General features: G+C 57.4%; 20 protein-coding genes and 3 pseudogenes. 14 read left to right on the top strand and 9 right to left on the bottom strand.

Annotated elements, in window-relative coordinates:
• The first annotated feature begins 12 nt into the window (after positions 1–12).
• From AVI_RS23895 to pyk, 3 genes are read left to right on the top strand one after another with little or no spacing between them, the layout of a single operon-like run.
• Positions 13–1,101 carry a tartrate dehydrogenase gene (locus tag AVI_RS23895; protein WP_012650536.1) on the top strand — a complete coding sequence of 363 codons (1,089 nt, stop codon included), beginning with the start codon at positions 13–15 and terminating at the stop codon, positions 1,099–1,101.
• Positions 1,098–2,366: a glycerate kinase type-2 family protein gene (locus tag AVI_RS23890; protein ID WP_041699325.1), complete on the top strand. Its 1,269-nt coding sequence runs from the start codon at positions 1,098–1,100 to the stop codon at positions 2,364–2,366. The genes AVI_RS23895 and AVI_RS23890 overlap by 4 nt, the downstream gene beginning before the upstream one ends.
• Before the next feature lie 6 nt (positions 2,367–2,372).
• Positions 2,373–3,806, top strand: coding sequence for a pyruvate kinase (gene pyk / locus AVI_RS23885; protein WP_012650534.1), 1,434 nt, complete (start codon positions 2,373–2,375; stop codon positions 3,804–3,806).
• Between the two features lie 254 nt (positions 3,807–4,060).
• Here pyk and AVI_RS23880 read toward each other — a convergent pair whose 3' ends face one another.
• Positions 4,061–4,561, bottom strand: a complete 501-nt coding sequence (locus AVI_RS23880) for a hypothetical protein (RefSeq protein WP_012650533.1) — start codon at positions 4,559–4,561, stop codon at positions 4,061–4,063.
• A 116-nt stretch (positions 4,562–4,677) separates the two neighbouring features.
• On the bottom strand, positions 4,678–5,559 hold the full coding sequence (locus AVI_RS23875) for a ThiF family adenylyltransferase (RefSeq protein ID WP_012650532.1): 882 nt from the start codon (positions 5,557–5,559) through the stop codon (positions 4,678–4,680).
• A gap of 101 nt (positions 5,560–5,660) precedes the next feature.
• Between AVI_RS23875 and AVI_RS29895 the strand changes: the two genes are divergently transcribed.
• Positions 5,661–6,421, top strand: a protein-coding gene (locus AVI_RS29895; RefSeq protein WP_085946654.1) for an IS5 family transposase whose coding sequence is annotated in 2 segments (ribosomal slippage) — positions 5,661–5,988 and positions 5,988–6,421 — 762 coding nt in all. Because the reading frame shifts where the segments join, the coding sequence is not laid out codon by codon here.
• A 233-nt stretch (positions 6,422–6,654) separates the two neighbouring features.
• Positions 6,655–6,843: pseudogene (locus AVI_RS29890) on the top strand (integrase core domain-containing protein); the annotation flags it as partial.
• Between the two features lie 252 nt (positions 6,844–7,095).
• On the opposite strand, the gene AVI_RS23855 reads toward AVI_RS29890, so the two are convergent.
• Entirely contained in the window at positions 7,096–7,695 is a 600-nt protein-coding gene (locus AVI_RS23855; protein WP_234618168.1) for a S1 family peptidase, read from the bottom strand.
• Positions 7,696–8,421: 726 nt separating this feature from the next.
• Between AVI_RS23855 and AVI_RS23845 the strand changes: the two genes are divergently transcribed.
• The gene (locus tag AVI_RS23845) at positions 8,422–9,282 is read left to right on the top strand and encodes an addiction module antidote protein (protein ID WP_012650529.1); all 861 of its coding nucleotides are present in this window, start codon (positions 8,422–8,424) and stop codon (positions 9,280–9,282) included.
• 34 nt (positions 9,283–9,316) lie between these two features.
• Here the strand turns inward: AVI_RS23845 and AVI_RS23840 are convergent, their stop codons facing one another.
• The 4 genes from AVI_RS23840 to AVI_RS23825 are packed head-to-tail and all read right to left on the bottom strand — an operon-like array spanning position 9,317 to position 11,277.
• Positions 9,317–9,748, bottom strand: coding sequence for a type II toxin-antitoxin system VapC family toxin (locus tag AVI_RS23840; RefSeq protein WP_012650528.1), 432 nt, complete (start codon positions 9,746–9,748; stop codon positions 9,317–9,319).
• A complete protein-coding gene (locus tag AVI_RS23835) occupies positions 9,745–10,383 on the bottom strand; it encodes a DUF433 domain-containing protein (protein WP_234618167.1) in 639 nt (212 codons plus the stop codon). Before AVI_RS23835 ends, AVI_RS23840 begins: the two co-directional genes overlap by 4 nt.
• A 47-nt stretch (positions 10,384–10,430) precedes the next feature.
• Complete coding sequence (locus tag AVI_RS31255) at positions 10,431–10,886, bottom strand: hypothetical protein (RefSeq protein WP_012650526.1); 456 nt, start codon at positions 10,884–10,886, stop codon at positions 10,431–10,433.
• Positions 10,887–10,902: 16 nt separating this feature from the next.
• Positions 10,903–11,277: a YsnF/AvaK domain-containing protein gene (locus tag AVI_RS23825; protein ID WP_049777445.1), complete on the bottom strand. Its 375-nt coding sequence runs from the start codon at positions 11,275–11,277 to the stop codon at positions 10,903–10,905.
• A 282-nt stretch (positions 11,278–11,559) separates the two neighbouring features.
• On the opposite strand from AVI_RS23825, the gene AVI_RS23820 reads away from it, so the two are divergent.
• The 7 genes from AVI_RS23820 to tnpC all read left to right on the top strand — a co-directional run bounded on the left by AVI_RS23820 (position 11,560) and on the right by tnpC (position 20,420).
• Complete coding sequence (locus AVI_RS23820) at positions 11,560–14,997, top strand: response regulator (RefSeq protein WP_012650524.1); 3,438 nt, start codon at positions 11,560–11,562, stop codon at positions 14,995–14,997.
• A complete protein-coding gene (locus AVI_RS23815) occupies positions 14,994–15,827 on the top strand; it encodes a CheR family methyltransferase (protein ID WP_012650523.1) in 834 nt (277 codons plus the stop codon). The genes AVI_RS23820 and AVI_RS23815 overlap by 4 nt, the downstream gene beginning before the upstream one ends.
• A complete protein-coding gene (locus AVI_RS23810) occupies positions 15,824–16,393 on the top strand; it encodes a chemotaxis protein CheB (protein WP_012650522.1) in 570 nt (189 codons plus the stop codon). The genes AVI_RS23815 and AVI_RS23810 overlap by 4 nt, the downstream gene beginning before the upstream one ends.
• A complete protein-coding gene (locus tag AVI_RS23805; protein ID WP_012650521.1) occupies positions 16,393–17,529 on the top strand; it encodes a hybrid sensor histidine kinase/response regulator in 1,137 nt (378 codons plus the stop codon). Before AVI_RS23810 ends, AVI_RS23805 begins: the two co-directional genes overlap by 1 nt.
• Positions 17,530–17,912: 383 nt before the next feature.
• The gene (gene tnpA, locus AVI_RS23800; protein WP_015914914.1) at positions 17,913–18,365 is read left to right on the top strand and encodes an IS66-like element accessory protein TnpA; all 453 of its coding nucleotides are present in this window, start codon (positions 17,913–17,915) and stop codon (positions 18,363–18,365) included.
• Positions 18,362–18,715, top strand: coding sequence for an IS66 family insertion sequence element accessory protein TnpB (gene tnpB / locus AVI_RS23795; RefSeq protein WP_012650519.1), 354 nt, complete (start codon positions 18,362–18,364; stop codon positions 18,713–18,715). Before tnpA ends, tnpB begins: the two co-directional genes overlap by 4 nt.
• A 45-nt stretch (positions 18,716–18,760) precedes the next feature.
• Positions 18,761–20,420 (top strand): IS66 family transposase gene (gene tnpC, locus AVI_RS23790; RefSeq protein WP_015914915.1). Its coding sequence is split into 2 segments (ribosomal slippage): positions 18,761–19,831 and positions 19,833–20,420, totalling 1,659 coding nucleotides; the frame shifts between segments, so codons are not numbered across the junction.
• On the opposite strand, the gene AVI_RS23785 is transcribed toward tnpC, so the two are convergent.
• Together AVI_RS23785 and AVI_RS23780 are read right to left on the bottom strand one after the other, a co-directional pair.
• On the bottom strand, positions 20,401–20,634 hold the full coding sequence (locus tag AVI_RS23785; protein WP_012650518.1) for a DUF6429 family protein: 234 nt from the start codon (positions 20,632–20,634) through the stop codon (positions 20,401–20,403). The genes tnpC and AVI_RS23785 overlap by 20 nt on opposite strands.
• A 50-nt stretch (positions 20,635–20,684) precedes the next feature.
• Positions 20,685–21,377 (bottom strand): annotated as a pseudogene (locus tag AVI_RS23780) (transposase); the annotation flags it as partial.
• Positions 21,378–21,442: 65 nt separating this feature from the next.
• Here AVI_RS23780 and AVI_RS23775 point away from each other — a divergent pair.
• Positions 21,443–22,539 (top strand): annotated as a pseudogene (locus tag AVI_RS23775) (IS630 family transposase).
• Positions 22,540–22,635: the final 96 nt, after the last annotated feature.

Below are 22,635 nucleotides of genomic sequence, written 5' to 3'. Positions count from 1 at the left end.
TTGGAGAAAGACATGCGTGAATACAAGATTGCAGCCATCCCCGCCGATGGCATCGGACCCGAAGTCATCGCTGCCGGCCTGCAGGTGCTGGAAGCTCTGGAGAAGCGTAGCGGCGACTTTAAAATTCACACCGAAACCTTCGACTGGGGTTCTGATTACTACAAGAAGCATGGCGTGATGATGCCATCCGACGGACTTGAAACGCTGAAGCCCTTTGACGCGATCTATTTCGGTGCCGTCGGCGCACCGGACGTGCCGGATCACATCACACTCTGGGGTCTTCGTCTTCCGATCTGCCAGGGTTTCGACCAGTACGCGAACGTCCGTCCGACGAAAATCCTGCCTGGCATCACGCCGCCGTTGCGCAACTGCGGCCCGGGCGATCTCGACTGGATCATCGTTCGTGAGAACTCCGAAGGTGAATATTCCGGCCACGGCGGCCGCGCCCACAAGGGACTTCCGGAAGAAGTCGGAACGGAAGTTGCGATCTTCACCCGTGTCGGTGTCACCCGTATCATGCGCTACGCCTTCAAGCTCGCGCAGTCTCGCCCGCGCAAGCTGCTAACGGTCGTGACCAAGTCCAACGCCCAGCGCCACGGCATGGTCATGTGGGACGAGATCGCGGCCGAAGTTTCGAAAGAGTTTCCTGACGTCACCTGGGACAAGATGCTCGTCGATGCCATGACAGTGCGCATGACGCTCAAGCCCGAGAGCCTCGACACGATCGTCGCCACCAACCTGCATGCCGACATCCTGTCTGACCTCGCCGGTGCATTGGCAGGGTCTCTGGGCGTCGCTCCCACAGGCAACATTGATCCCGAGCGTCGCTTCCCTTCGATGTTCGAACCGATCCACGGTTCGGCGTTCGATATCACCGGCAAGGGTATCGCAAACCCGATCGCCACTTTCTGGACTGCGGCACAGATGCTGGAACATCTGGGCGAGCGCGATGCGGCTGCACGGCTGATGGCAGCCGTGGAGCGGGTTACCGAGGCGGGCATTCTGACACCCGACGTTGGCGGCAAGGCAACGACCCAGCAAGTTACGGATGCCGTCTGCGAGGCGATCGCCGGCTCGAACATCCTCGTGGCTGCCGAATGATCTGGACGGATACTTCCGCTCGCAACGCGCTGCGCCGAATGTTCGATGCAGCCGTAGCAAGTGCCGACCCGGCGAAGGTGGTCGCGTATCACCTTCCCGAACCGCCGAAGGGTCGGTGCGTGGTCATCGGTGCTGGCAAGGCATCGGCGGCCATGGCGGCTGCCCTCGATACAGCATGGACCGGTGTCGACCTTAGTGGTGTCGTGGTCACCCGTTACGGTCACGCTGTTCCGGCGGGACGGATCGACATCATCGAGGCGGCCCATCCTGTACCTGACGCAATGAGCCTTGAAGCGGCGGGACGTATCACCGCCTGTATCCGCGATCTCGGTCCTGACGATCTGGTGATTGCGTTGATTTCGGGTGGCGGGTCCGCGCTGCTTGTTTCTCCGGCCGGGCGCATGACGCTCGACGACAAAAAGGCGGTCAACAAGGCCCTGCTGGAAAGCGGTGCAACAATCTCCGAGATGAACACCGTGCGCCGGCAATTGTCGACCATTAAGGGCGGTCGTCTGGCGCAACTCGCCTATCCCGCCCGTGTCGTCAGCCTTCTGATTTCCGACGTACCCGGCGACGACCCTTCGGAGATCGCCTCTGGCCCGACCGTCGCCAACCCAACCAGCATCGACGACGCGCGCGAGATCGTCGCGCGGTATCGCCTGTCGCTGCCGGCGGCTGCAGAAGAAGTTCTGTCTAGTGGCGGCGCACCGAGTGGTCCTGCAAATCCGAACACCGTGGTTCGAATGATCGCCTCGCCGGGCAAAGCCCTGGCTGCTGCGGCGCAGGTCGCGCGGGACCAGGGACTGAATCCTCTCATTCTTGGCGATGCGCTCCAGGGTGAAGCCAAGGACGTCGGTACGGTCCTCGCCGCAATTGCGACCTCGGCGAAACAGAAAGGAGAACCGGTTTCCGGTCCTGCTGTCATTCTCTCCGGTGGCGAAACCTCGGTCTCGCTTTCATCGGACGCGACGGGGCGCGGCGGTCGAAACACAGAATTTCTCCTCAGTCTCGCGATCGGATTGAATGGCCTGGACAGGGTCTGGGCAATCGCAGGCGACACCGACGGCCTCGACGGTATCGAGGATGCGGCCGGAGCAATCGTAACGCCCGACACCCTTTCGCGCATGCGCAATGCAGGCGTCACGCCACGCACCGCTCTGGCCCGCCACGACAGCTATACGGCGTTCAAAGCCGTCGACGACCTCATCATCACCGGTCCGACACTCACCAACGTCAACGACATCCGTGCAATCCTGATTGGCTAAACCATCATGTTCATTCGCAACAACCGCAGGGCCAAGATCGTCGCGACGGTCGGCCCCGCCTCGCATACACCCGAAATTCTCAAGTCACTTTTTATGGCGGGCGTCGATACCTTCAGGCTAAACTTCAGTCATGGCGAGCGAAGCAGCCACGAGCAGGTGTTCCGAAGCATCCGGGCTATCGAACAGGAACTTGGATCGCCGATCGGAATCCTGCAGGACCTCCAAGGCCCGAAAATCCGGATCGGAACCATTGCCGACGGGCGACTAACTCTCGAAAAGGGAGCGGAAGTCCGTTTCGTGTGCGGCTCGACACCCGGAACGGGTCTCCTGAATATTCCGCTGCCCCATCGCGAGATTTTCAAAGCGGTGGTGCCGGGAGACGACCTGCTGATCGACGACGGACGCGTGCGTGTCCGGGTGAACCGGGTCGATGACAACCACATCGAGGCGGAGGTCATAACTGCCGGTCTCATATCCAACCGGAAAGGGGTCAACATCCCCGGAGCCGTTCTGGACATATCGCCTCTGACGGCGAAGGATCGCGAAGACCTCGAATTTGGCCTCAATCTCGGCGTCGACTGGATCGCTTTGTCATTCGTTCAGAAAGCGCGGGACATGATCGAGGCGCGATCTCTGGTCGGCGACCGTGCCGGCCTTGTTGCAAAGATCGAAAAGCCGTCGGCTCTCGACGAAATTGAAGACATCGTCCGGCTGTCCGACGCCATAATGGTGGCCCGTGGCGATCTCGGTGTCGAGATCCCACCGGAAGACGTTCCCGGCAGGCAGAAGGAAATCATTCGCGCCTGCAGGATGGCGGCGAAACCCGTCATCGTCGCGACGCAGATGCTGGACTCGATGGTATCCTCGCCGACGCCGACGAGGGCCGAGGCATCCGACGTGGCCGGCGCGATCTATGATGGAGCGGACGCCGTGATGCTGTCGGCCGAATCCGCGACGGGCGCTTACCCGGTCGAGGCGGTCGCCATGATGGACCGGATCATCGAGAAGACCGAGAGGCACAAGCTCTATCGCCCCATCCTCGAGGCCACCGACCCGGAAATCGAGAAGACGCCGTCGCATGCCGTGGCCTACGCCGCAGCCAGTGTGGGAACTGCACTGAACGCGCCGCTCATCCTTGCCTTCACGGTCAGCGGCACGACGGCGTCTCGAATTTCACGAGCTCGTCCGTCAATGCCGATCCTCGGTGTGACGCAGGCGGCGGATGTAGCACGACGAATGGGCTTGATGTGGGGCGTAACCAGTACCCGGCTTGACGGTGTCTTCGATTACGAGCGATCGGTGGATTTTGCCGAACGCACGGCGATCGCTGCGAACATGGCGCGTCCGTCCGACAATATCGTGATCGTCGCGGGCTTTCCCTTCGCGACGAGCGGCGGCACCAACAATCTGCGCGTCAAGGAGATCAAGCCGCGTTGCTAGGCATTGGTGTGTCGCAACGGGTTGACGGCGTGCGTTTCCCGGAGCAGGTCGCGCGGCCCCATAACCCGGCATGATTGTATATGTTGGAATTCAATAACTCAGTTTGTTTCTGTCGCCCCGGTAGGCCCCATTCTAGTCACAGCCGCCCTGAGATCAAGCTGCGCTGTGATACAGGGCAACCTATGAGGTGCTTACGCCGCGAATTGCCGGAAGGGACATCTTCTATGGGCGATCGTTAGACTCTTGCGGCGCCATCACAAGTGCGTTTTCGCCCATAGGAGCGCGCTTAGTGCGGCAGCTTTAGCCCCTTCCTGGCTCGGATAATTCTTCCTACCAATCTGACGCTTATCCGTCCCGCGACGCGCGACAGAGATCCCAAATCCTTCACCGCGTTCAAAGACAGTAAGATTAAAGCCTTCAGTGTTGGCGAAATGATTGCCTAGTTGCGAAACCCGCCACTTCTTCCCGGCCCAGGATTTCCGCCGGCGGGCGATCAGCCGCATCCCCGTCTCTCGCTGCTTTGGCCTGACGTAGTCGCCTTCCATGTGTTCTGCACATACGCAACCTACAGCAAGTGTCTCCGGATAGTTCGGATGCTCCATGTAGTGTACGTAGCGAACATCAACGCTTTCGCACATTTCACATTCCTGCGACGGCGCTTCAAGATCGTCGATGCCTACGCAGGTCCACCCCTTATGCGGAATTCCTGGTGAAGACCACTTGCCCCGGCTGGTATGTGCAACGCGATCTGCCATTTCCAGACTTTCACAAAACAAGAAGGCGTTTGCTTGCTTCCGCTGCCTGTCCTGCCTGATTTTCCCTTACCCACAGAAAAAAGTCAGCCAGAACCTCAACGTTCTGGATATCATGATTATTTATCAGAAGGCGCTCGGCGGCAAGCAGCGCAACCGCGTACGCTCCAGTGACGATCGACTACCCTACCATCGCCATCTTTTGTCCCGAACTCGGAACACCAGTCAGTACTGTAGACCCCGCCCAGCATTCCAATGCGCTTGTGCGGGGCAGCAAAGATCCGATGGACTGACGTGCTAGGTGCATCAAGCAAGCATTCGAGCGCCATGTCGCTGGCCATAGCGTTCACAAAGGAAAGCTCAACAGGGCCGTAAGGCTGGAAATGCGCGCCGCACGCCGGTTCTTCCCTACTCTGCCCAAGGCCATCTGGCCAATCCACCACCTTGAAATCCGGGGTACCGGTGGTGCTAAGATGGCATTGCAGGCATCCGCCGTGTTCGGCTATTGCCACCGCATGACCCGCACAGGCGTGTGCCTCAGTCCAGCAATAGAGGACTGGCTTTTTCCTGCCTTGCTCAAGATGCCACTCGTTCAAAGCATGCTCCGCCGCCCAACTGCCCGTCGCCGAGATGATAAGATCGGCCCCGGCGAGCAATTCGGTGTCCAACTGAAGGAGCGCGCTCATGCCACATGACCGGCTTTCGATAAGAAGATGGGGGTAATCCATCTGCAAGCGCTCAGCCAGTGCAATCGCCTTGTTCTTGCCGATTGCAGTCGCGCCGAGAGGATGGCGGCCGACATTCGGCCAGCTCAACTCATCAAGATCGACAAGTACAAGATGGCCGACGCCAGCTTGCGCCAGCGAACAGGCGACCGGCGCGCCGACCGAACCGCAACCGATGATCACAACGGTGGAGGAGAAAAGTCGCTCGGTTCGGGGATCCTGCCCTCGTCCGTGTATCCAGGCTGCATCGGCGCGCTGCACTGACGATCTCACCACAGGTGTCCTCCCGAAAAATCGCTGACTGACTAGGATGTGTGGACTCTTAGGATTCCCAAACATCTAGATATGCGATTCAAGACTGTCTTTTGGAGGCCGTCATGGGTGTCCTGGAGCGTTTGATTCTTCGAGACGACCAATGGGATCGGATTTCCCGACACATCATCGGTGATGCTCGCACCCGCGGCTCTTCCGGGCGGGATAATCGCATGTTCGTGGAAGCGGTACTTTGGATCGCACGCACAGGCTCACCCTGGCGTGACCTGCCTGAGGTGTTCGGCGATTGGAACAGCGTCTTTCGGCGCTTTAGCCGCTGGAGCCAAAAGGGCGTCTGGTGGCGGGTTTTCGAAGCGATGTCAGATGACCGTGATTTCGAATACCTGATCATCGACAGCACCATCATCCGCGCTCACCAGCACGCCTCCGGCGCAAAAAGGGGGCTGAAGATCAGGCCCTTGGCCGTTCTCGCGGCGGCCTAAGCACCAAAATTCATATGGCTGTGCGTGGTCTTGGATGCCCCGTGCGCTTCATTCTCACAGCAGGCCAGAAAGGTGATGCACCACAGGCCGACGCTCTGGTTGAAGAGCTTCCCGCCGAGGTCGTCATGGCGGATACCGCCTACGACAGTGACCGACTGCGCAAAACTATCGCCGAGAAGGGAGCGAAAGCCGTCATTCCAAACACCCCCGCTCGCGCAAAGAAATATCCACTCGACAAGCAACTCTACGCGCAGCGCCATCTGGTCGAGTGTTGCTTTTCAAAGCTCAAACAATTTCGGCGTATTGCCACCAGATACGAGAAAACGGCCCGGAACTATCGAGCCATGGTCGCTCTCGCAGCGACAATATTGTGGCTTAAATAACTGTCCACAATTCCTAGTGTTGGCGGAGCCTTGCCAGCGCGAAATCCCTTCGTCACTGGCTCAGCGACCGGTGATGGTCGGCTACGTGCAAACTTCGGATTCAATGCCCGGACGGCAATAAGGCCGGCGCCTCCACGGCCTTCGGCACCAACGACCGTGACAATTTCTTCAGGTATTTGGTGGGCGGCATCTTCGAGCGCGTTGACGGAATCCGGTCCTAGTTCTTCCAGGAGGACCTCGAAGCTCAGATCGCGGCTTTTGTCGAGCACTACAACCATCGGCGCTATCACGAAAGCCTCGACAATCTTACCCCAGCCGACGTCTACTCCGGGCGCGGCCAGACCATACTGCTCGAACGCGAAAAGATCAAAAGAGACACCATCAGACAACGCCGCTTGAACCACCAAAAGAAAGCAGCTTAAATCAACGCGCAAACCGAGCCGGAAACTCCATTCTTCCAAAGCCGAGGAAGTCTCAAATCATTCGACGACGGACAGATGAACGAGCTGAGCGGACGAGCGCTGGGGTTTGAGAATTTCACAGCGAACAGCGTGTCACTGTATCGACCGGGATAGCTGCCGTGCGTGCTGAAGCCAAACTTCTCGGCCGCCAGATCCACCGCGGGCTCGATCGACAACAGGCTCATATATCCCGTTTCTAAGGGCATATCGCTTTTACCGAGACTTTCGGTAACCAAAGCAAGCGCGATGCCTGACTTGTCGAGCACCACACCACCGCTGAAGCCGCCACGGGCTGTAGCAGATGCGATGAAGTGCAGGATCTTCGAATGATGAACGCGCAACAGCGTTTATCTGTCCCAGCGTTACAACTTGGGTTGGCACAGTTGTGAATGGAATCGGAGGATAACCAATAACAAGTACGTCTGATAGGATAAGGTCATTCTCTTCGAGGGAATAGTCCGTGTGCTGGCTGACCGTGATCGCAGGCCACGGCGTTTCACCGAGGTCGACGCGGAAGACTGCGACGTCTAGTTCATCCGGTCCGTAATAGGGTCCATCGATGATCTCAAGCCATCGCGGCGGGGCAGCCTTCCCGCCAGTTTCTTCGCTCAGGTGTGCGGACTTTGTGGTCGCAATTTCTTTGATGGTAACGCCATCGATCACATGCCGAGCCGTGACGAATATACCTTCGCCGATATGGAATGCCGAACCAATCCCTTCATCACCGTTCGTATTGACCACAGCGATAAAGGCTGTTGCTCCTGCCGCCCGTATATAGGTTTCCTGGAATACGCTCTTTTCGGACATCGCCATCAGCTCCGCTCCGCAACGCGTGTTGCGCGTACAATTCCGGCTTCTTATGACTGGATCACCTTGATCGGTCGAGCCATATAAGATCAAGGCCCTTGCAGAGATGTAACCCATAGGCTACATATATCGCAACTGAGGGCAGAATGGCGGTCGAGATTCATTGGCAAGAAATAAACGTCAACTGGCAGTCTGGCGTGGCGCTCGATCTCCATACGACCAGCAGCACGCCAGTTGGTTACAATGAAGCTGGTCATATGCAATTCGATACTGTGAGGCCCTCTATTGCAGACTTTCTCTATTAGTTGAAGTATAAGAACAACCAAGGGGCGGCGCAGGGTATCATCGAAGCCGCGGCCGCCTTCATCCAGCCTCACCGCGCAAAATTTGACATTCTTATCCCCGCGCCTCCGTCACCCCCCGCGCTGTCCAGCCTGTGTACGTTCTGGCAGACGGGATTGGCGCAAGCGTCCAGATCCCCGTCATAAAATGCGTCGCCACCACTCGCCCAACGGCTCAGCTGAAAAATGAGAATGATCCGGCGAAGCGCAAAGACCTAGCGTGCGGTCTTTACGCTGTTGACCCCCGGTATACAGCTGGGAAAAACATTCTTCTATTCGACGATGTTTTCCGATCCGGCACCACGCTAAACGAGATCACCAAAGTCCTGCTCGGACAAGGCCAAGCATCTAGTGTACGCGTCCTCACGATAACCAAGACACGGAGCAACCATTGAACACCGTCTTCATCGGTGGCTCGCGACACATTTCGCGGCTGCCTGCTCAAGCGAAAGAGCGATTAAACAATATCATTGAGAATGGGCATCACGTAGTTGTCGGCGACGCCAATGGTGCGGACAAAGCAGTCCAAAAGCACTTTTCAGACGCAGCCTATGAAAAGGTGACCGTATTCTGCTCCGGCGACAAACCTCGCAATAATCTCGGTGAATGGCGAACGCAAAATATCACGCCGCCTAAGCACGTGAAGGGCTTCCAGTTTTATGCGGCGAAGGACCGCGAGATGACCCGAGAGGCCGATTTCGGATTCATGATCTGGGACGGCAAGAGCCCTGGCACGGTCTTGAACGTCCTGCGCCTAATCAAGGCTGGGAAAAAAGCTGTCCTTTTGAACGTTCCTGAGAAGTCACCGGTAACATTTAAAACCGGAGAACAATGGAGCGCGTTTCTAGCCAAATGTAGCGCTGACCTCCGCGAAAATTTACGCGACCGCGCGACTTCTGACGAATGGGAAGTAGAGGAATCAAGCGCGCAAGCCGATCTGCTGGAAACGGTTCGAGACGTTGAGCCGGTGAAGGACTCCACCACCACAGGCCTTCCACCGGTCGGGGATCCAGCTGCCAATGTGAATGCTGCCCTGGCCTCTGGCGACCCCTCCTCATTTATCGACGCGTTGGGCCATCTTGCCCGTGCGAAAAAGGGAGGAATGACGCAGATAGCGAAAGAAACAGGGTTAGCTAGAGAAAGCCTTTACAGGGCGCTCGGAAAAGATGGCAATCCGGAACTGGTGTCAATACTCAAGGTCATTTCCGCGCTGGGCCTCACGCTCGAAGCGAAGATGCAAACCAACCCGTAACCCCGAAAGAAACGTTGCGCGTCGGAGCGGTCGCCTAAATATCCAACACTTCCGGGGGTGACTTGAACGGATTGAGGATTCGAACACCACGCCCCGTAAAATCGGAGACGTTTCGCGTCACCACCACGAGCCGGTGGACGCGTGCGGTCGCGGCCAGTGCAACGTCCCATCGGTCCTTGTTCTTGCTTCCGAGAAGGCGCGTCCACTCGGCGACAACCGGCCCGTCAATCGGAATGATGCGATCAGAAAACGATTTTTCGAGCATCTCGATGCCATCAAGGATCCTTTGAGCGCGTTCCGGTTCACGCTTCATCAATGCTTCGGCTCCCCGACGCTTTTCGAATAGCGTCGCGACACTCAGCCGAAGATCCGTGTCATCGACCGTCGCGATCCATTGATGCACATTCTTGTGCCCGCCGTGCTTGAGTTCACGGAGAACATTTTCATCGAGCAGATAAAGCGTCACGGAATGGCCCTTGGTGCGACTTCACCAGGGTCACCGTCATCATCGAATGCACCAGCATCAGCCAAATCGGCCAAAGTGCTCTTCAGGCTCTTCGTTGGATAGGGACGCCCGCGCTTCGGGTAAGCCTTCGCATACTCGACTGCAGCTTCGACCTGATCCCGCGTAAGGGAAGGAAAATCTTTAAGGACCACATCGACACCCTCGGCGCGCGTCAAAGCGGCAATCAAGTGCGCCGAAATAGTCGTTCCACGAACAACCGCCTCACCCCGATCGCCCTTTCTCTCAATCCTGTCTCTGACGGCCTCAAGTCTCGCCATTCGGACTTTAAGATCGGTATCGATTTGCGCAAGATCCAGTTCAAGCCTACCGAGCTGGAGTTTGTGAGCATCATCGGGCAATTTGCGCAAGGCACCATAGAGCCGGCGCCGCCCTGCTGGCGTCAGGTCCTTGTCGAGTTCATCTGCAAGCCGCAGGAAGCGCAGTTCGGCCGGGCCAAGGAGCCTTTGAACCATGTTCCCCACCTTCTTTTGCCGGGCGTGAATGACACCTGTGTCAACCGCCTTGTTGAGCATCGCTGGGGTTCTGCCCAGGACATACCCTGCTTCGCTCAGCGTGAAATTCTGGATTTGGGACAAGCATGACTCCTTCATCAATCCATCCCAATATAGGGATGAATTAGACACTACGCAAGGCGCCAATCAGTCGTCATCAGCTCGACTAAGAACAATTTCTGCCGACTTATCTTGACGAGCCTCAGAGTGCCTCGTCCGGGAGTTAAGGTCGTATTTGTTGAAGACGGCACGGCAACCGTCACGAGCCCGAAAAGAAGCTTTACAATTTCAGACTCTGGTATCGACAGCATTGCGGAAAGCCCTTCTACGCCACCACCGTTTTGACGCGGCGTAGGTGTTGCGGTCATCGTCAGCGAGAAAAAACTACCAAGCGCAGCCCAGAAGCCTTTGCTCTCGTGCGTCGTCGTGGTTGTCTCACTGCCGTCGGCGATCATCTTGATTGCGGAGCGGGGAATACCCGCTTCGCTCAGTCCTTCGATCGCGCGGTCTGCTTCAGAACGGTCGTGGAAGAAGGCGGTGATCGTATTGGAATGGGATGGCACGGTGTTCTGGTCAATGTAGGCCATGGTGTTTCCTCCTATGCTATTCGTCGATACGCTCGACGGTGGCGGTCTGCTTGCGAACGGTTACCGGGACGGAGACGTCTTCCGAAGTCACGATTTGGCGGATGCGGATTTCTTCTATAAGGACTAGACGCTTCTCAATAACGACGATCTCCTCGAGGACGGGAATGATCGTGGTATCGCCTTCAACCCTGGTTTCGGGGATCGCATCGATCTCAAGATCTATGCGCTCCCGCGTGACCTCGACGCGCGTGCCATACAAAGTGGCCTGCGCTAGCTCGTCTACTTCCGAGCTGGAAGTGGAGACACGGACACGTCCCGTCGCGACGCGTTCCTTGCCGACGCTGACACTCTCTTCGACGATCTGGATTGTGGTTTCGTCTTGGTCTGTCATGGTCACGCCTCGAGGTCGGGAAGCAAACCCGGCGGATTGCGATATGTTCCGTGTCGGCGATTTTTGGTTGCAACACGCGGCAAACGGCGATCCAGTTGAAAGTCCATTTTATGTTGCGGTACGATTTCGCCGGTGGCGGCCCGGGCGGCCCTCATGAATCTCTGTTAGAATGAGTAATATCTGCGGCGAACCAACTGAGAAGTCAGATTCGACGCTTGCATGATTCCCGTCGTCATGGCTCATGCGCATACAACTTCCGCTTCGAAAATTGTGTGAGAAGAGATGCATAGGAAAAGTGCTGCTGTGACCAAGATAGGTGGTCTTGGGCTGGATAAGTCTTTGGCCTTCGGTCTATCCACTGCCTTGGCGTTCTTCGTCATCAGTGCCGCCGTTGCGGTTTACACTACGCAAACGTTGAGGACGAGCAACGAAAGCGTAGTCAAGACCCATCAGGTCATTGTCTCGATCGACCTTCTCCTGTCTGATGTCCAGGATGCCGAGACAGGTCAGCGTGGGTATTTGCTGACCGGCAAAGAGCAGTACCTGCAGCCGTATCAGCGGGCCGTTGCGCAGATACAGGCGCGGCTTGCGCGGGTCGAGAGCTTGATCACAACGGACACCGCGCAAAGCTATCGGTTAGAAGATCTCCGTAACTCCGTTTCCTCAAAGTTAGCCGAGCTCGACGAAACGCTTCGAACCTACCGAACCGCCGGCCCTGCTGCGGCCCTCGCGCTCGTTAATACGGACCGCGGTAAGTTCGACATGGACGCGATCCGCACACTCGTGTCAGAAATCCGCAATGCAGAAACCGACGTGCGTACCCAGCGTGTCGCGGAGATGAACAGGGCCTACGTCGTTGCATTCGCCACGAGCCTGTTGACGGGCTTTCTTGGCATCGTCCTGACGCTGGTCATCGGTGGCCTGATGCGCCGTGCCACCTTGGCACGCAAGAACGAGCAGTGGCAGCAGGAAGCGCAGGTCGGTCTTGGACCGGTTGTAATCGGGGAACAGTCTACGCAAGAGCTTGGACAGAACATATTGCGCTTTCTCACAAGCTACCTGGGTGCCGTTGCAGGCTCGCTCTATGTGAGGGATGGAGCGCGATACGCTCTTACAGCCGTTCATGGTGTTCCTGCAGGTACAGTTATTCCAGAGCGATTCGAAGAAAGCGATAGTCTGTTCGGTCATGTTCTTCGAGATCACCGTCCTGTCACGGTAGGTGAGCTTCCTGACGGCTATATCAGTTTTGGCTCCAGCCTCGGCCAACAGAAGCCCCGCTACCTGACGCTGGCGCCGGCGATGGTGGACGGCGAGGTCAAGGCGGTATTCGAACTGGGCTTTCTTCACCCGGTCGGCGATCACGTTCTCGCCCTCCTCGAGCGGTCGTCCAACACGATCGCGGCAGCCATTCGCTCAGCCGAATTCCGTACACAGCTACGAACACTGCTCCACGAGACGCAGCGGCAGACGGAAGAGCTTCAGGTCCAGGGCGAAGAACTGCGAGTATCCAACGAGGAACTGGAAGAGCAGAGTAGGGCGCTGAAGGAATCTCAGGCCCGTCTGGAACAGCAGCAGGTGGAACTGGAGCAGACGAATTCCCAGCTCGAGGAGCAGGCGCAGGAGCTTGAGCGACAGAAGGACGACCTTGAAAAAGCGAACGACGCCGTCAGATTGCAGGCACAAGAAGTGGAGCGTGCCAGCCGCTACAAATCAGATTTTCTGGCCAACATGTCACACGAACTGCGTACCCCGCTGAACTCTTCGCTGATCCTTGCCAAGCTCTTGGCGGACAACGCCGACGAGAATTTGACGGCGGAACAGGTCAAGTTCGCACAGACGATACAGTCTTCGGGGAACGATCTGCTGAACCTCATCAACGATATCCTTGATCTTTCGAAGATCGAGGCCGGCCATGTGGAGGTCAGTCCGGAGCCAGTTGCCATCAACCGGACTGTCGATGGACTTCGGCAGTTGTTCGATCCGCTCGCTGCCCAAAAGGGACTGAACCTCTCGATCGAAGTCGCCCCGGACGTCCCATCGGTCATCGAGACGGATCCACAACGCCTCGAGCAGGTCCTCAAGAACCTTCTGGCAAATGCCGTCAAGTTCACCGCAGAGGGGCAGGTATCGCTCCTTGTCCGCCCTGCCGGTGATGCGCAGATTGCGATCTCCGTGGTCGATACCGGAATTGGAATTGCCGAGGACCAGCAGCGCAACATCTTCGAGGCCTTCCATCAGGCAGACAGCACGATCAGTCGAAAGTTCGGCGGAACGGGCCTCGGGCTTTCGATCTCGCGAGAACTGGTCCGTCTGCTCGGCGGCAGGATGCATCTGCAAAGCCGTCCAGGTACGGGAAGTACGTTCACCGTGATCATCCCGAAGATCTTTTCGGCTAGTGCCGTTCGCGCGCCCGAACCTGCTATCATTACGGGCACCACAGCACCTGCCCTCACCAGTAATCCCATTGCAACAGAACGTTCGCCGCGTTCGCATGGCATCGTCGACGACGATCGTCATCTGAGCGGTAGCCCCACCCGTAAACTTCTCGTTGTGGAGGACGACCAGTCCTTCGCGATGATTCTGCGTGATCTGGCGCGAGAGCTGAGCTTTCAGGTGCTGGTCGCCGGGACGGCACAAGAAGCACTTGAACTTGCCCGCCAACACGCGCCAAGCGCGATCGTTTTGGACGTTGGTCTACCGGACCAGTCTGGGCTCTCGGTCCTTGATCGCCTTAAGCGTGACGTTCGGACGCGCCATATTCCAATTCACATCATATCTGCGGAAGATTATTCCGAACGCGCTCTGTCACTAGGCGCCATCGGTTATGCGATGAAGCCGGTCCAACGCGATGAGCTTCTTGACGTCCTGAAATCGCTGGAGGCAAAAATATCGCAGAACGTGCGCCGCGTTTTGATTGTTGAGGACAACCAGATCCAGCGCGAGGCAGTCTCTAAGCTCATTGGATCGCAAGATGTGGAGACCGTCGGAGCTGGCACTGCGGCGGAATGCCTGGCGCTTTTGAAGGAACAGACTTTCGATTGCATGGTGCTCGATCTCTCGCTGCCGGACGCCTCGGGATTTGCGCTTCTCGAAACGATCAGTCAGGACACTGCCCATTCTTTCCCTCCTGTGATCGTCTACACGGGGCGGGTCCTTTCGGCAGAGGAAGAGCAGAGCCTACGGCGCTTTTCCAAATCGATCATTATCAAGGGAGCCAAATCACCGGAGCGCCTTTTGGACGAGGTGACGCTTTTCCTCCACCAAGTCGTGTCCGAACTTCCCGACGAACAGCAGAAGATGATCCGAAAGGCCAGGAATCGCGACGCCTTGCTTGAGGGACGCCGGATCCTGATCGTTGAGGACGACGTGCGCAATATCTACGCGCTGACGAACATTCTTGAGCCGCGTGGTGCCGTTATCGAAATCGCCCGTAACGGTGAGGAAGCTTTGCAGAAGCTGGACCGGTCGCTTTCCAGCACCGATGGCCGGATCGATCTGGTTTTGATGGATGTGATGATGCCGGTGATGGACGGGCTGACCGCCACCCGCCACATCCGCAACAATCCGAACTGGAAGAAGCTACCGGTGATCACGCTGACGGCGAAAGCTATGCCCGACGACCAAAAGCGGTGTATCGAGGCCGGCGCCAACGACTATATGGCCAAGCCGCTAGACGTCGAGAAACTCCTGTCGCTTGTCCGTGTCTGGATGCCTCAATGACGGAGACTTACGAGAAGATAGAAGACATCGAGATCAGGCTTTTGCTCGAGGCGCTCTATCATCGCTACCACTATGATTTCCGCAACTACGCGATGTCATCGATCCGCCGAAGGCTGCGTCAGGCGCGCGAGCAATTAGGCTTTGCGACAATTTCCGCGATGCAGGAGCGCGTTCTGCACGATCCCGACATGTTGCCGCGAATGCTGCGCTACCTCACGGTCCAGGTCAGCGAGATGTTTCGGGATCCGAGCTATTTCCGGGCGTTTCGCGAAAAGGTTGTACCTCATCTGCGCACTTATCCATCTTTGAAGATCTGGATCGCCGGATGCAGCACCGGCGAGGAACTGTACTCCTTCGTCATCCTGTTCCGCGAAGAGGGACTGGAAGAGCGAACCCTATTCTACGCGACAGATATCAACCCGGAAGCACTGGCCCAGGCGGAGGCCGGCGTCTACGAGCTGGACCGGCTACGCCTGTTTACTGAGAACCATCAGCAGGCAGGAGGTAAGACATCCCTGTCGGACTACTATCAATCTGGTTACAATCGCTGTGTCTTTGACAAGAGCCTGAAACGCAATGTGGTTTTCTCCGATCATAGTCTCGTCACCGACCAGGTGTTCGGCGAGATGCAATTTGTCTCCTGCCGCAACGTCATGATTTATTTCGATCGTGATCTCCAGGATCGCGCGGTTTCGCTGTTTAGGGACGCGCTGCCGCGCAACGGTTTCCTCGGGCTGGGCTCCAAGGAGACGTTGCGGTTTTCTCGTCATGAGGACGCTTTCCAGGACTTCGTGCGCGAGGAAAAGATCTACAGGAGGACCGGCGCATGACCGACACCTCTCACGGCGCTGTCATTATCGGAGCTTCGGCTGGCGCGCTTGAAGCGCTGTCCGTAATCCTTCCCTCGCTTCCGTCCGGGTATCCATATCCGGTTTTCGTGGTCGTCCACGTGCCACCTCACAAACGCAGCGTACTTGCCGAAATCTTCAATGCGAAGTGCCAGTTGCGAGCGGTGGAGGTCGAGGACAAAGAACCGATCGAACCGGGAGTAATATACTTCGCCCCTCCTAATTACCACATGTTGATCGAAGACAGGGCGACCATCGCGCTGTCGTCTGACGAGGAAGTGATGTTTTCCCGTCCGTCAATCGACGTAGCGTTTGAAAGCGCCGCCGAGGCGTGGGGTGACGGTCTTCTGGCCGTTGTTCTGACGGGTGCTAATAGCGATGGGGCGAAAGGGCTGTCCGCAGTAGCCAAGGCCGGCGGCGGCGTGATCGTCCAGCAACCGCTTGGCGCTTACGCACGCGCGATGCCGGAGGCCGCTATTGCCGCGTGCCCTCAAGCCCGCGTCCTCTCTCTTCAAAATATTTCGTCATATCTTCTAGGTATCGCTTGATGAACACGCCGGTCAAATTCCTGCTCGTCGACGATCTCCCCGAGAACCTTCTCTCTCTTGAGGCGCTCCTCCGGCGTCCTGATCTCGAACTCGTCAAGGCAAGGTCGGGCGACGAGGCGCTCGAGCTATGCCTGCACCATGATTTTGCACTGGCGCTGATCGACGTTCAGATGCCGGGCCTGAATGGTTTCGAGCTTGCCGAACTGATGCGTGGCAACGAGCGGACCAAACGCATACCGATCATCTTCGTTACAGCCGGCGCGCACAGCTCCGAGCGGCGCTTTCAAGGCTATGAGGTCGGCGCCGTCGACTTCATCCAGAAGCCGATCGAAGCCCATATCCTTCGCAGCAAGGCGGATGTTTTTCTGGAAGTCTACCGCCAGCGCCAGACGCTCGCCGAGCAGCGGGATCTACTGCAATCCCAGGCTCAGGCTCTACAGCTTGCCGACAAGCGCAAGGATCAGTTCCTTGCCGTACTTGCTCATGAACTCCGCAACCCGCTCGCCGCTCTGCAAGGCGGCCTTTCGCTCCTGAAGAAAGTTAACGGTGAAGAACAGACCGCAAAGATCGGAAAGCTGATGCAAGAGCAGATCACTCACCTCAGCCATCTGGTGGATGATCTCCTAGATGTATCGCGAATTACGCAGGGCAAAATCGTCCTTCGCAAGGCCTTCTTCGACCTGCGGGACGCAGTCGAATCCGCTGTCGACATGACCCGGCCAGCGATCGATGCGAAGGGCCACAATCTAGTCGTTAAACTTCCCGAGCGGTCATGCGACGCCATGGCAGACAATGTCCGAATTACACAATGCCTTGCTAATCTTTTGAACAACGCAGCCAAGTACACGCCGGATGGCGGTCAGATCTACGTCGAGCTCGTAGAAGACGTCGAGTCTTTCCGCCTAACTGTTTCGGACAATGGTCTTGGACTGACGCAGGAGGCTTCAACGACCATCTTCGCCATGTTCGCTCAGGTCGATGGTCACCGGGAACATTCTCATGGAGGGCTCGGAATCGGGCTTGCACTCGTAAAGCAGCTTGTAGAGCTTCACGAGGGCAGCATCACCGTGCAGAGCGACGGACCTGGCCGTGGGAGTGCATTCGTTCTCAACCTACCGAAGGCTATCGAATTGTGATCATCCGAATTTGCCTTCGGGTGGAGCGTAACAAACCCTATTGATACCCGCTATCGATCGAGATCGAGTTGTCGCTCCAACGGACGCGGCCGCTACCAGTCACCAGGTGTTTCTTTAGCTCCGCCGTAAGATTGTCAGCCTATTTTATCGCAATCTCTCGACGTAAGACCGCCCTTCAAGGCGTCGACCATGTCGTATCGCGTTTCGGTCCAGTCGCTGGTCTTCGCGCAGTATGTCAATCGGCTTAGTAACGGGGGTCTGACGCTATCTCGATGACATCACGTTGCTCCGACGTACGTATCCGAGGAAGGCCGTCTTGTGGTTATGAGTGAAGGTGAAGATTCTGTTTGTCGCGATTAACAGCGAGAGACAAGGAGCGTCACGTGAGTTCTCACAGGATCGATTTACCGCGTAAGGCGGCAGGCACCCGACACTGGCCTGCGGCGTTAAAAGAAGAGATTGTTCTGGCAACGCTTGAGGCTGGCGCGACGGTGGCATCGGTGGCGCGGGGATACGATCTGGACCCATCTCAGATTTATCAGTGGCGCAAGGCTCTGAAGGTTTCGCGGCTCTCATCTCAGGAGGTTGCAACGTCACCGGAATTTCTGCCCGTGCAGATTTGGGCAGCAGCTGATGGTGAGCAAGCGTCGGTCCAGGAACATGCAGGCCAAGAACAGGCGGAAGCTCTGTCTTGCCCTGAGCGTGGGTCAGTGACATCTTCGATTTCGGGAGCGATCGAAATTCAGGTTGGACCGCTGCACCGGGTTCGGGTTTGCAATGATTTTGCCTCCGACACGCTGGAGCGCGTGCTTGATGTTTTGCGGCGGCAACAATGATCGCGCTTCCGTCTGGCCAGGATGTGCGTGTCTGGATAGCGACAGGTTATACGGACATGCGGTGTGGATTTCCATCGTTAGCGCTTCGGGTGCAGGAGGTGCTGAAGCATGAACCGCTCAGTGGACATTTGTTTTGCTTCAGGGGTCGGCGCGGCGACCTGATCAAGTTGATCTGGCATGATGGCCAGGGCAGTTGCCTGTTCACAAAAAGGCTTGAGCGGGGCAAGTTCATCTGGCCTTCTGCGGACGGTGGCGCGGTGGCGATCTCGCCTGCGCAACTGTCTTATCTGCTGTCTGGGATTGACTGGCGAAATCCGCAACAAACATGGCGTCCAACAAAGGTTGGATAGCAATATTCAATTGAAAATGCAGGGAAAATCTGATCGAATAGTGTCATGGCTTTGAAACCTGACGCTCTTCCCGAAGACCTTGCCAGCGCCTATTTGGCGCTACTGGCCAATCACGATGTCGTCGTCAACGAGCGGAACATTGCAGTCGCGGAGGCTGCCAATGCGCAAGCCATGCTATCTGATCGCGATGCGCGGATCGCCAGTCTTGAATTGCGGATCGACAAGCTCAAGCGCGAACTACACGGCCAGAGCAGTGAACGCTCAGCGCGGCTGATTGATCAGTTGGAATTGCAGCTCGAAGAGCTGGTGACGGCAGCGAGCGAAGATGAAGTTGCAGCGCAGGCAGCGGCGGCCAAAACGGCAAACGTGCGTCCGTTTGTGCGCAAGCGTCCAGTTCGCAAGCCTTGGCCGGACGATGTCGAGCGCGAGCGCGTGGTCATTGCCCCTCCGAGCACCTGCGCGTGTTGCGGCGGGTCGCGCCTGTCGAAACTGGGTGAGGACGTTACCGAGACGCTGGAAGAAATTCCGCGCCGCTTCAAGGTCATCGAGACGGTGCGCGAGAAGTTCACCTGCCGTGACTGTGAGGCCATCAGCCAGTCGCCAGCCCCTTTCCATGCCACCCCGCGTGGCTTCATAGGACCCCAACTGCTGGCGACGATCCTGTTCGACAAGTTCGGCATGCATAGCCCGCTCAATCGGCAGAGTACCCGGTTCAAATGCGAGGGGATCGATCTGTCGACCTCAACGCTTGGCGATCAGGTCGGGCTTGGAACATCGGCTCTCATGCCACTGTTCGATCTCATCGAGGCCCAGGTCTTTGCGGCTGAGCGCCTCCACGGTGACGACACCACCATTCCCATCTGGGGCAAAAGCAAATGCACAACTGGGCGCATTTGGACCTATGTGCGTGATGATCTGCCCTTCAAGGGGGATGCACCCCCGGCTGCGGTTTATTACGCCTCGAGCAACCGCCGAGGCGAGCATCCGCAAAGACATCTGGCCAGATATGGCGGCATTCTGCAGACGGATTGTTACAACGGGTTCGAGCCGATATCGATTGCCGCACAGAAAGACGTGCCGATCACGTTTGCTTTTTGCCATGCGCATGCACGACGAAAAATTCTTTGAGTTGGCCGATCTCGAAAAAAGTGCGCGCGACAGCAAGCGCAATGGCAGGCCGATCTCCCCGATCGCGCTTGAGGCCGTCAAACGCTTCGACGCGCTGTTTGACATCGAGCGGCAGATCAATGGGCTGAGCGCTGAAGAGCGATTGGCGGTGCGACAGCACAAAAGCAGGCCGCTGTTCGACGACATGCATGCGTGGCTGCAACGCGAGCGCGCCACGCTCAGCAGATCATCCGACCTCGTCAAAGCCATGGACTATATGCTCAAGCGCTGGGACGGCTTTGCGCTATTCCTGGAAGACGGCCGAATTTGCCTCACAAATAATGCCGCCGAGCGCGCTTTAAGAGGTATTGCATTGGGACGCCGCAACTGGACCTTCGCCGGGTCCCAGCGTGGGGCCGAGCGCACTGCCGTCATGCTCACACTCATCACAACCTGCCGTCTTAATGATGTCGACCCAAAGGCATGGCTTGCCGATGTGTTCACCCGCATCGCCGATCTCCCCGTCACCCGCCTGCACGAACTGCTGCCTTGGCAATGGAAGTTGCGCAAAGGGATAGCTATAGCGCCGGTCGGGTGAACAACTCTCGGAACAACGCCTCCGAACGCTCCAAGCCTTCATCGGTCAGGATCAACGACTTTGACGTGTTAACCGGGTCGCCGATCATGCCCTTCTTATGAAGTCGATCCGTCGTTGCCCAGTCGAAGCCTTTCCACGCACAACCCTCGTTATGCAGCGTCAGCCATAGCAGTGCCAAAACCGCGTCATCGATCTTGTCCTCATCAATCTCCATGGACCCACATTATCACGCGCGGCGAGCAAAATCCCGCGGTTCTGCTCGGATGGATACGCTCCGACGATACGTGCCTCAAGCAAATCGAGTTTCCCGCGCCCGTACATCTGGCGCTTGATGAGTTTTAGCTTGTTGATTTGGCCCTCTGTCTGGCCGTTCAACCAAATTGAAGTGATTGCATTCTGAACCGCTGCTCTGTCGCGGATAACGCCGTTGGCAAATGACGCGACCAAGCTTGTTGCGGCGCGGTCGATCCACGTGTCCAGATCATCTTTAGACTTGCGCCGCAGCATTTCGTGGAAGCTCTCCACGACATCTCTGGCCTCGACAAGGTCTGGTAGTCGCTCCTCGATCGCAGCGACCGTCATCGTCTGAGCCTTGGTCAAATTGTTGCGTTCAAGGGTCATCAGGCGGACGACGGTGCGTGCTGCGGGCGCGTGGCCGAGCCCGTTTTCGGCTTTTTCGGCTCGCCTTCGTCGTGTTGCCCATTCTGTAACAACGCGGAGACCTCCACCGAAACCAACCAGCCGAAGCTGCCGCCACAGTTCAGCGCCGTTTCGCAATCCGGCGTCCCATTGCGCTTCCAGCCAAGGCAACTGCGGTTCGAGAGAGGTTTGCCGCACCCGAAAGATGTCGGTCCGCTGACCACGGACGACACTGCGGACCAGCTTTCGGCTGTGCCCGGTTCTGCGCGCGATCTCCTTGATGGACACGCCTTCGGCGACGAGTCCACGAATAACAGAGTAACGTGGAACTAAAGTAGGCATCATTTTATTTTGCTTCTGTTGTAACAGCGGGAGTTTGATTGATGGTCGGCAGGCAAGCGGGCTTTGTCGCTCTGAGCGACGAGGATAGAAATTTTCTTGAGTCTCAGGTGCGTCGGCACAAGGCGCCGCGCTCGCTGTCGGATCGATGCCGGATAGTTTTGCTGTGCGCGCAGGGCTTGCAGAGCAAAGATGTTGCCGAACGCCTTGGCGTCCACGAGCACACGGTTGGCAAGTGGCGCCGCAGGTTCGTGCAGGGTGGCATTGACGGGCTGACCGACGAATATCGCGCAGGTCGGCCACGAACCGTCTCTGACGCCCAGGTAGCTGAGGTCGTCGAACGGACATTGAACACCACCCCGAAGGATGCCACGCACTGGTCTATCCGTTTGATGGCAGCCGACCGCGGGCTGTCGCACACCACCATCCGTCGGATATGGACCGCGTTTGGTTTGCAGCCGCATCGTTCGGAGACATTCAAGCTGTCTTCCGATCCCCTGTTCGTTGATAAGGTGCAAGACATAGTCGGCCTTTACATGTCGCCACCTGATCGGGCAGTCGTGCTATGCGTGGATGAGAAATCGCAAATCCAGGCACTGGATCGCGAGCAGCCGGTTCTGCCCATGGCGCCGGGCATCGCCGAGCGGCGCACCCATACCTATGTCCGCAACGGCACGACATCCCTGTTCGCCGCGCTCGACGTTGCGACTGGCGCGGTAATCGGCCAGTGCTACAAACGTCACAGGGCGACCGAATTTCTCGACTTCTTGAAGCGGATTGACGCCGAGATGCCCAAGGGGCCGGACGTGCATTTGGTGATGGACAACTATGCGACCCACAAGACGCCGAGGATCAAGGCCTGGCTCGCACGCCGCCCGCATTGGCATGTTCACTTCACGCCAACGTCAGCCTCCTGGATCAATCAAGTCGAGCGGTGGTTTGCAGAGCTGATGCGCAAGCAATTGCAACGCGGTGTCATCGTTCCACCGCCGAACTGGAAGCCGACATCGACGCGTTTATCGCAACGCACAACGAGAATCCCAAGCCATACAGATGGGTGAAATCCGCCGGCCAAATCCTCGCCTCCGTCAAGCGATTCTGCCAAAAAACAATGAGCCGAACTTCAGATTCGGGTGACTAGCAAAGGAGTGGCGTCTTTAAACGAACTGCTTTCGCAGTATAAAGTCGGCCAGGGACAGCGTTCCAGACGTAGTCCCTCCGTTGACGCCGTTTTAAA

This window comes from Allorhizobium ampelinum S4, assembly GCF_000016285.1.
GTDB classification, from domain to species: domain Bacteria; phylum Pseudomonadota; class Alphaproteobacteria; order Rhizobiales; family Rhizobiaceae; genus Allorhizobium; species Allorhizobium ampelinum.
This window is presented reverse-complemented; position numbering and strand designations above follow the sequence as displayed.

Excerpts from the sequence above, each read along its gene's own strand:
- AVI_RS23895 (WP_012650536.1), top strand. The coding sequence starts at position 13 with ATGCGTGAATACAAGATTGCAGCCATCCCCGCCGATGGCATCGGACCC.
- AVI_RS23890 (WP_041699325.1), top strand. The coding sequence starts at position 1,098 with ATGATCTGGACGGATACTTCCGCTCGCAACGCGCTGCGCCGAATGTTC.
- pyk (WP_012650534.1), top strand. The coding sequence starts at position 2,373 with ATGTTCATTCGCAACAACCGCAGGGCCAAGATCGTCGCGACGGTCGGC.
- AVI_RS23880 (WP_012650533.1), bottom strand. The coding sequence starts at position 4,561 with ATGGCAGATCGCGTTGCACATACCAGCCGGGGCAAGTGGTCTTCACCA.
- AVI_RS23855 (WP_234618168.1), bottom strand. The coding sequence starts at position 7,695 with ATGGCGATGTCCGAAAAGAGCGTATTCCAGGAAACCTATATACGGGCG.
- AVI_RS31255 (WP_012650526.1), bottom strand. The coding sequence starts at position 10,886 with ATGGCCTACATTGACCAGAACACCGTGCCATCCCATTCCAATACGATC.
- AVI_RS23825 (WP_049777445.1), bottom strand. The coding sequence starts at position 11,277 with ATGACAGACCAAGACGAAACCACAATCCAGATCGTCGAAGAGAGTGTC.
- AVI_RS23820 (WP_012650524.1), top strand. The coding sequence starts at position 11,560 with ATGCATAGGAAAAGTGCTGCTGTGACCAAGATAGGTGGTCTTGGGCTG.
- AVI_RS23815 (WP_012650523.1), top strand. The coding sequence starts at position 14,994 with ATGACGGAGACTTACGAGAAGATAGAAGACATCGAGATCAGGCTTTTG.
- AVI_RS23810 (WP_012650522.1), top strand. The coding sequence starts at position 15,824 with ATGACCGACACCTCTCACGGCGCTGTCATTATCGGAGCTTCGGCTGGC.
- AVI_RS23805 (WP_012650521.1), top strand. The coding sequence starts at position 16,393 with ATGAACACGCCGGTCAAATTCCTGCTCGTCGACGATCTCCCCGAGAAC.
- tnpB (WP_012650519.1), top strand. The coding sequence starts at position 18,362 with ATGATCGCGCTTCCGTCTGGCCAGGATGTGCGTGTCTGGATAGCGACA.
- AVI_RS23785 (WP_012650518.1), bottom strand. The coding sequence starts at position 20,634 with ATGGAGATTGATGAGGACAAGATCGATGACGCGGTTTTGGCACTGCTA.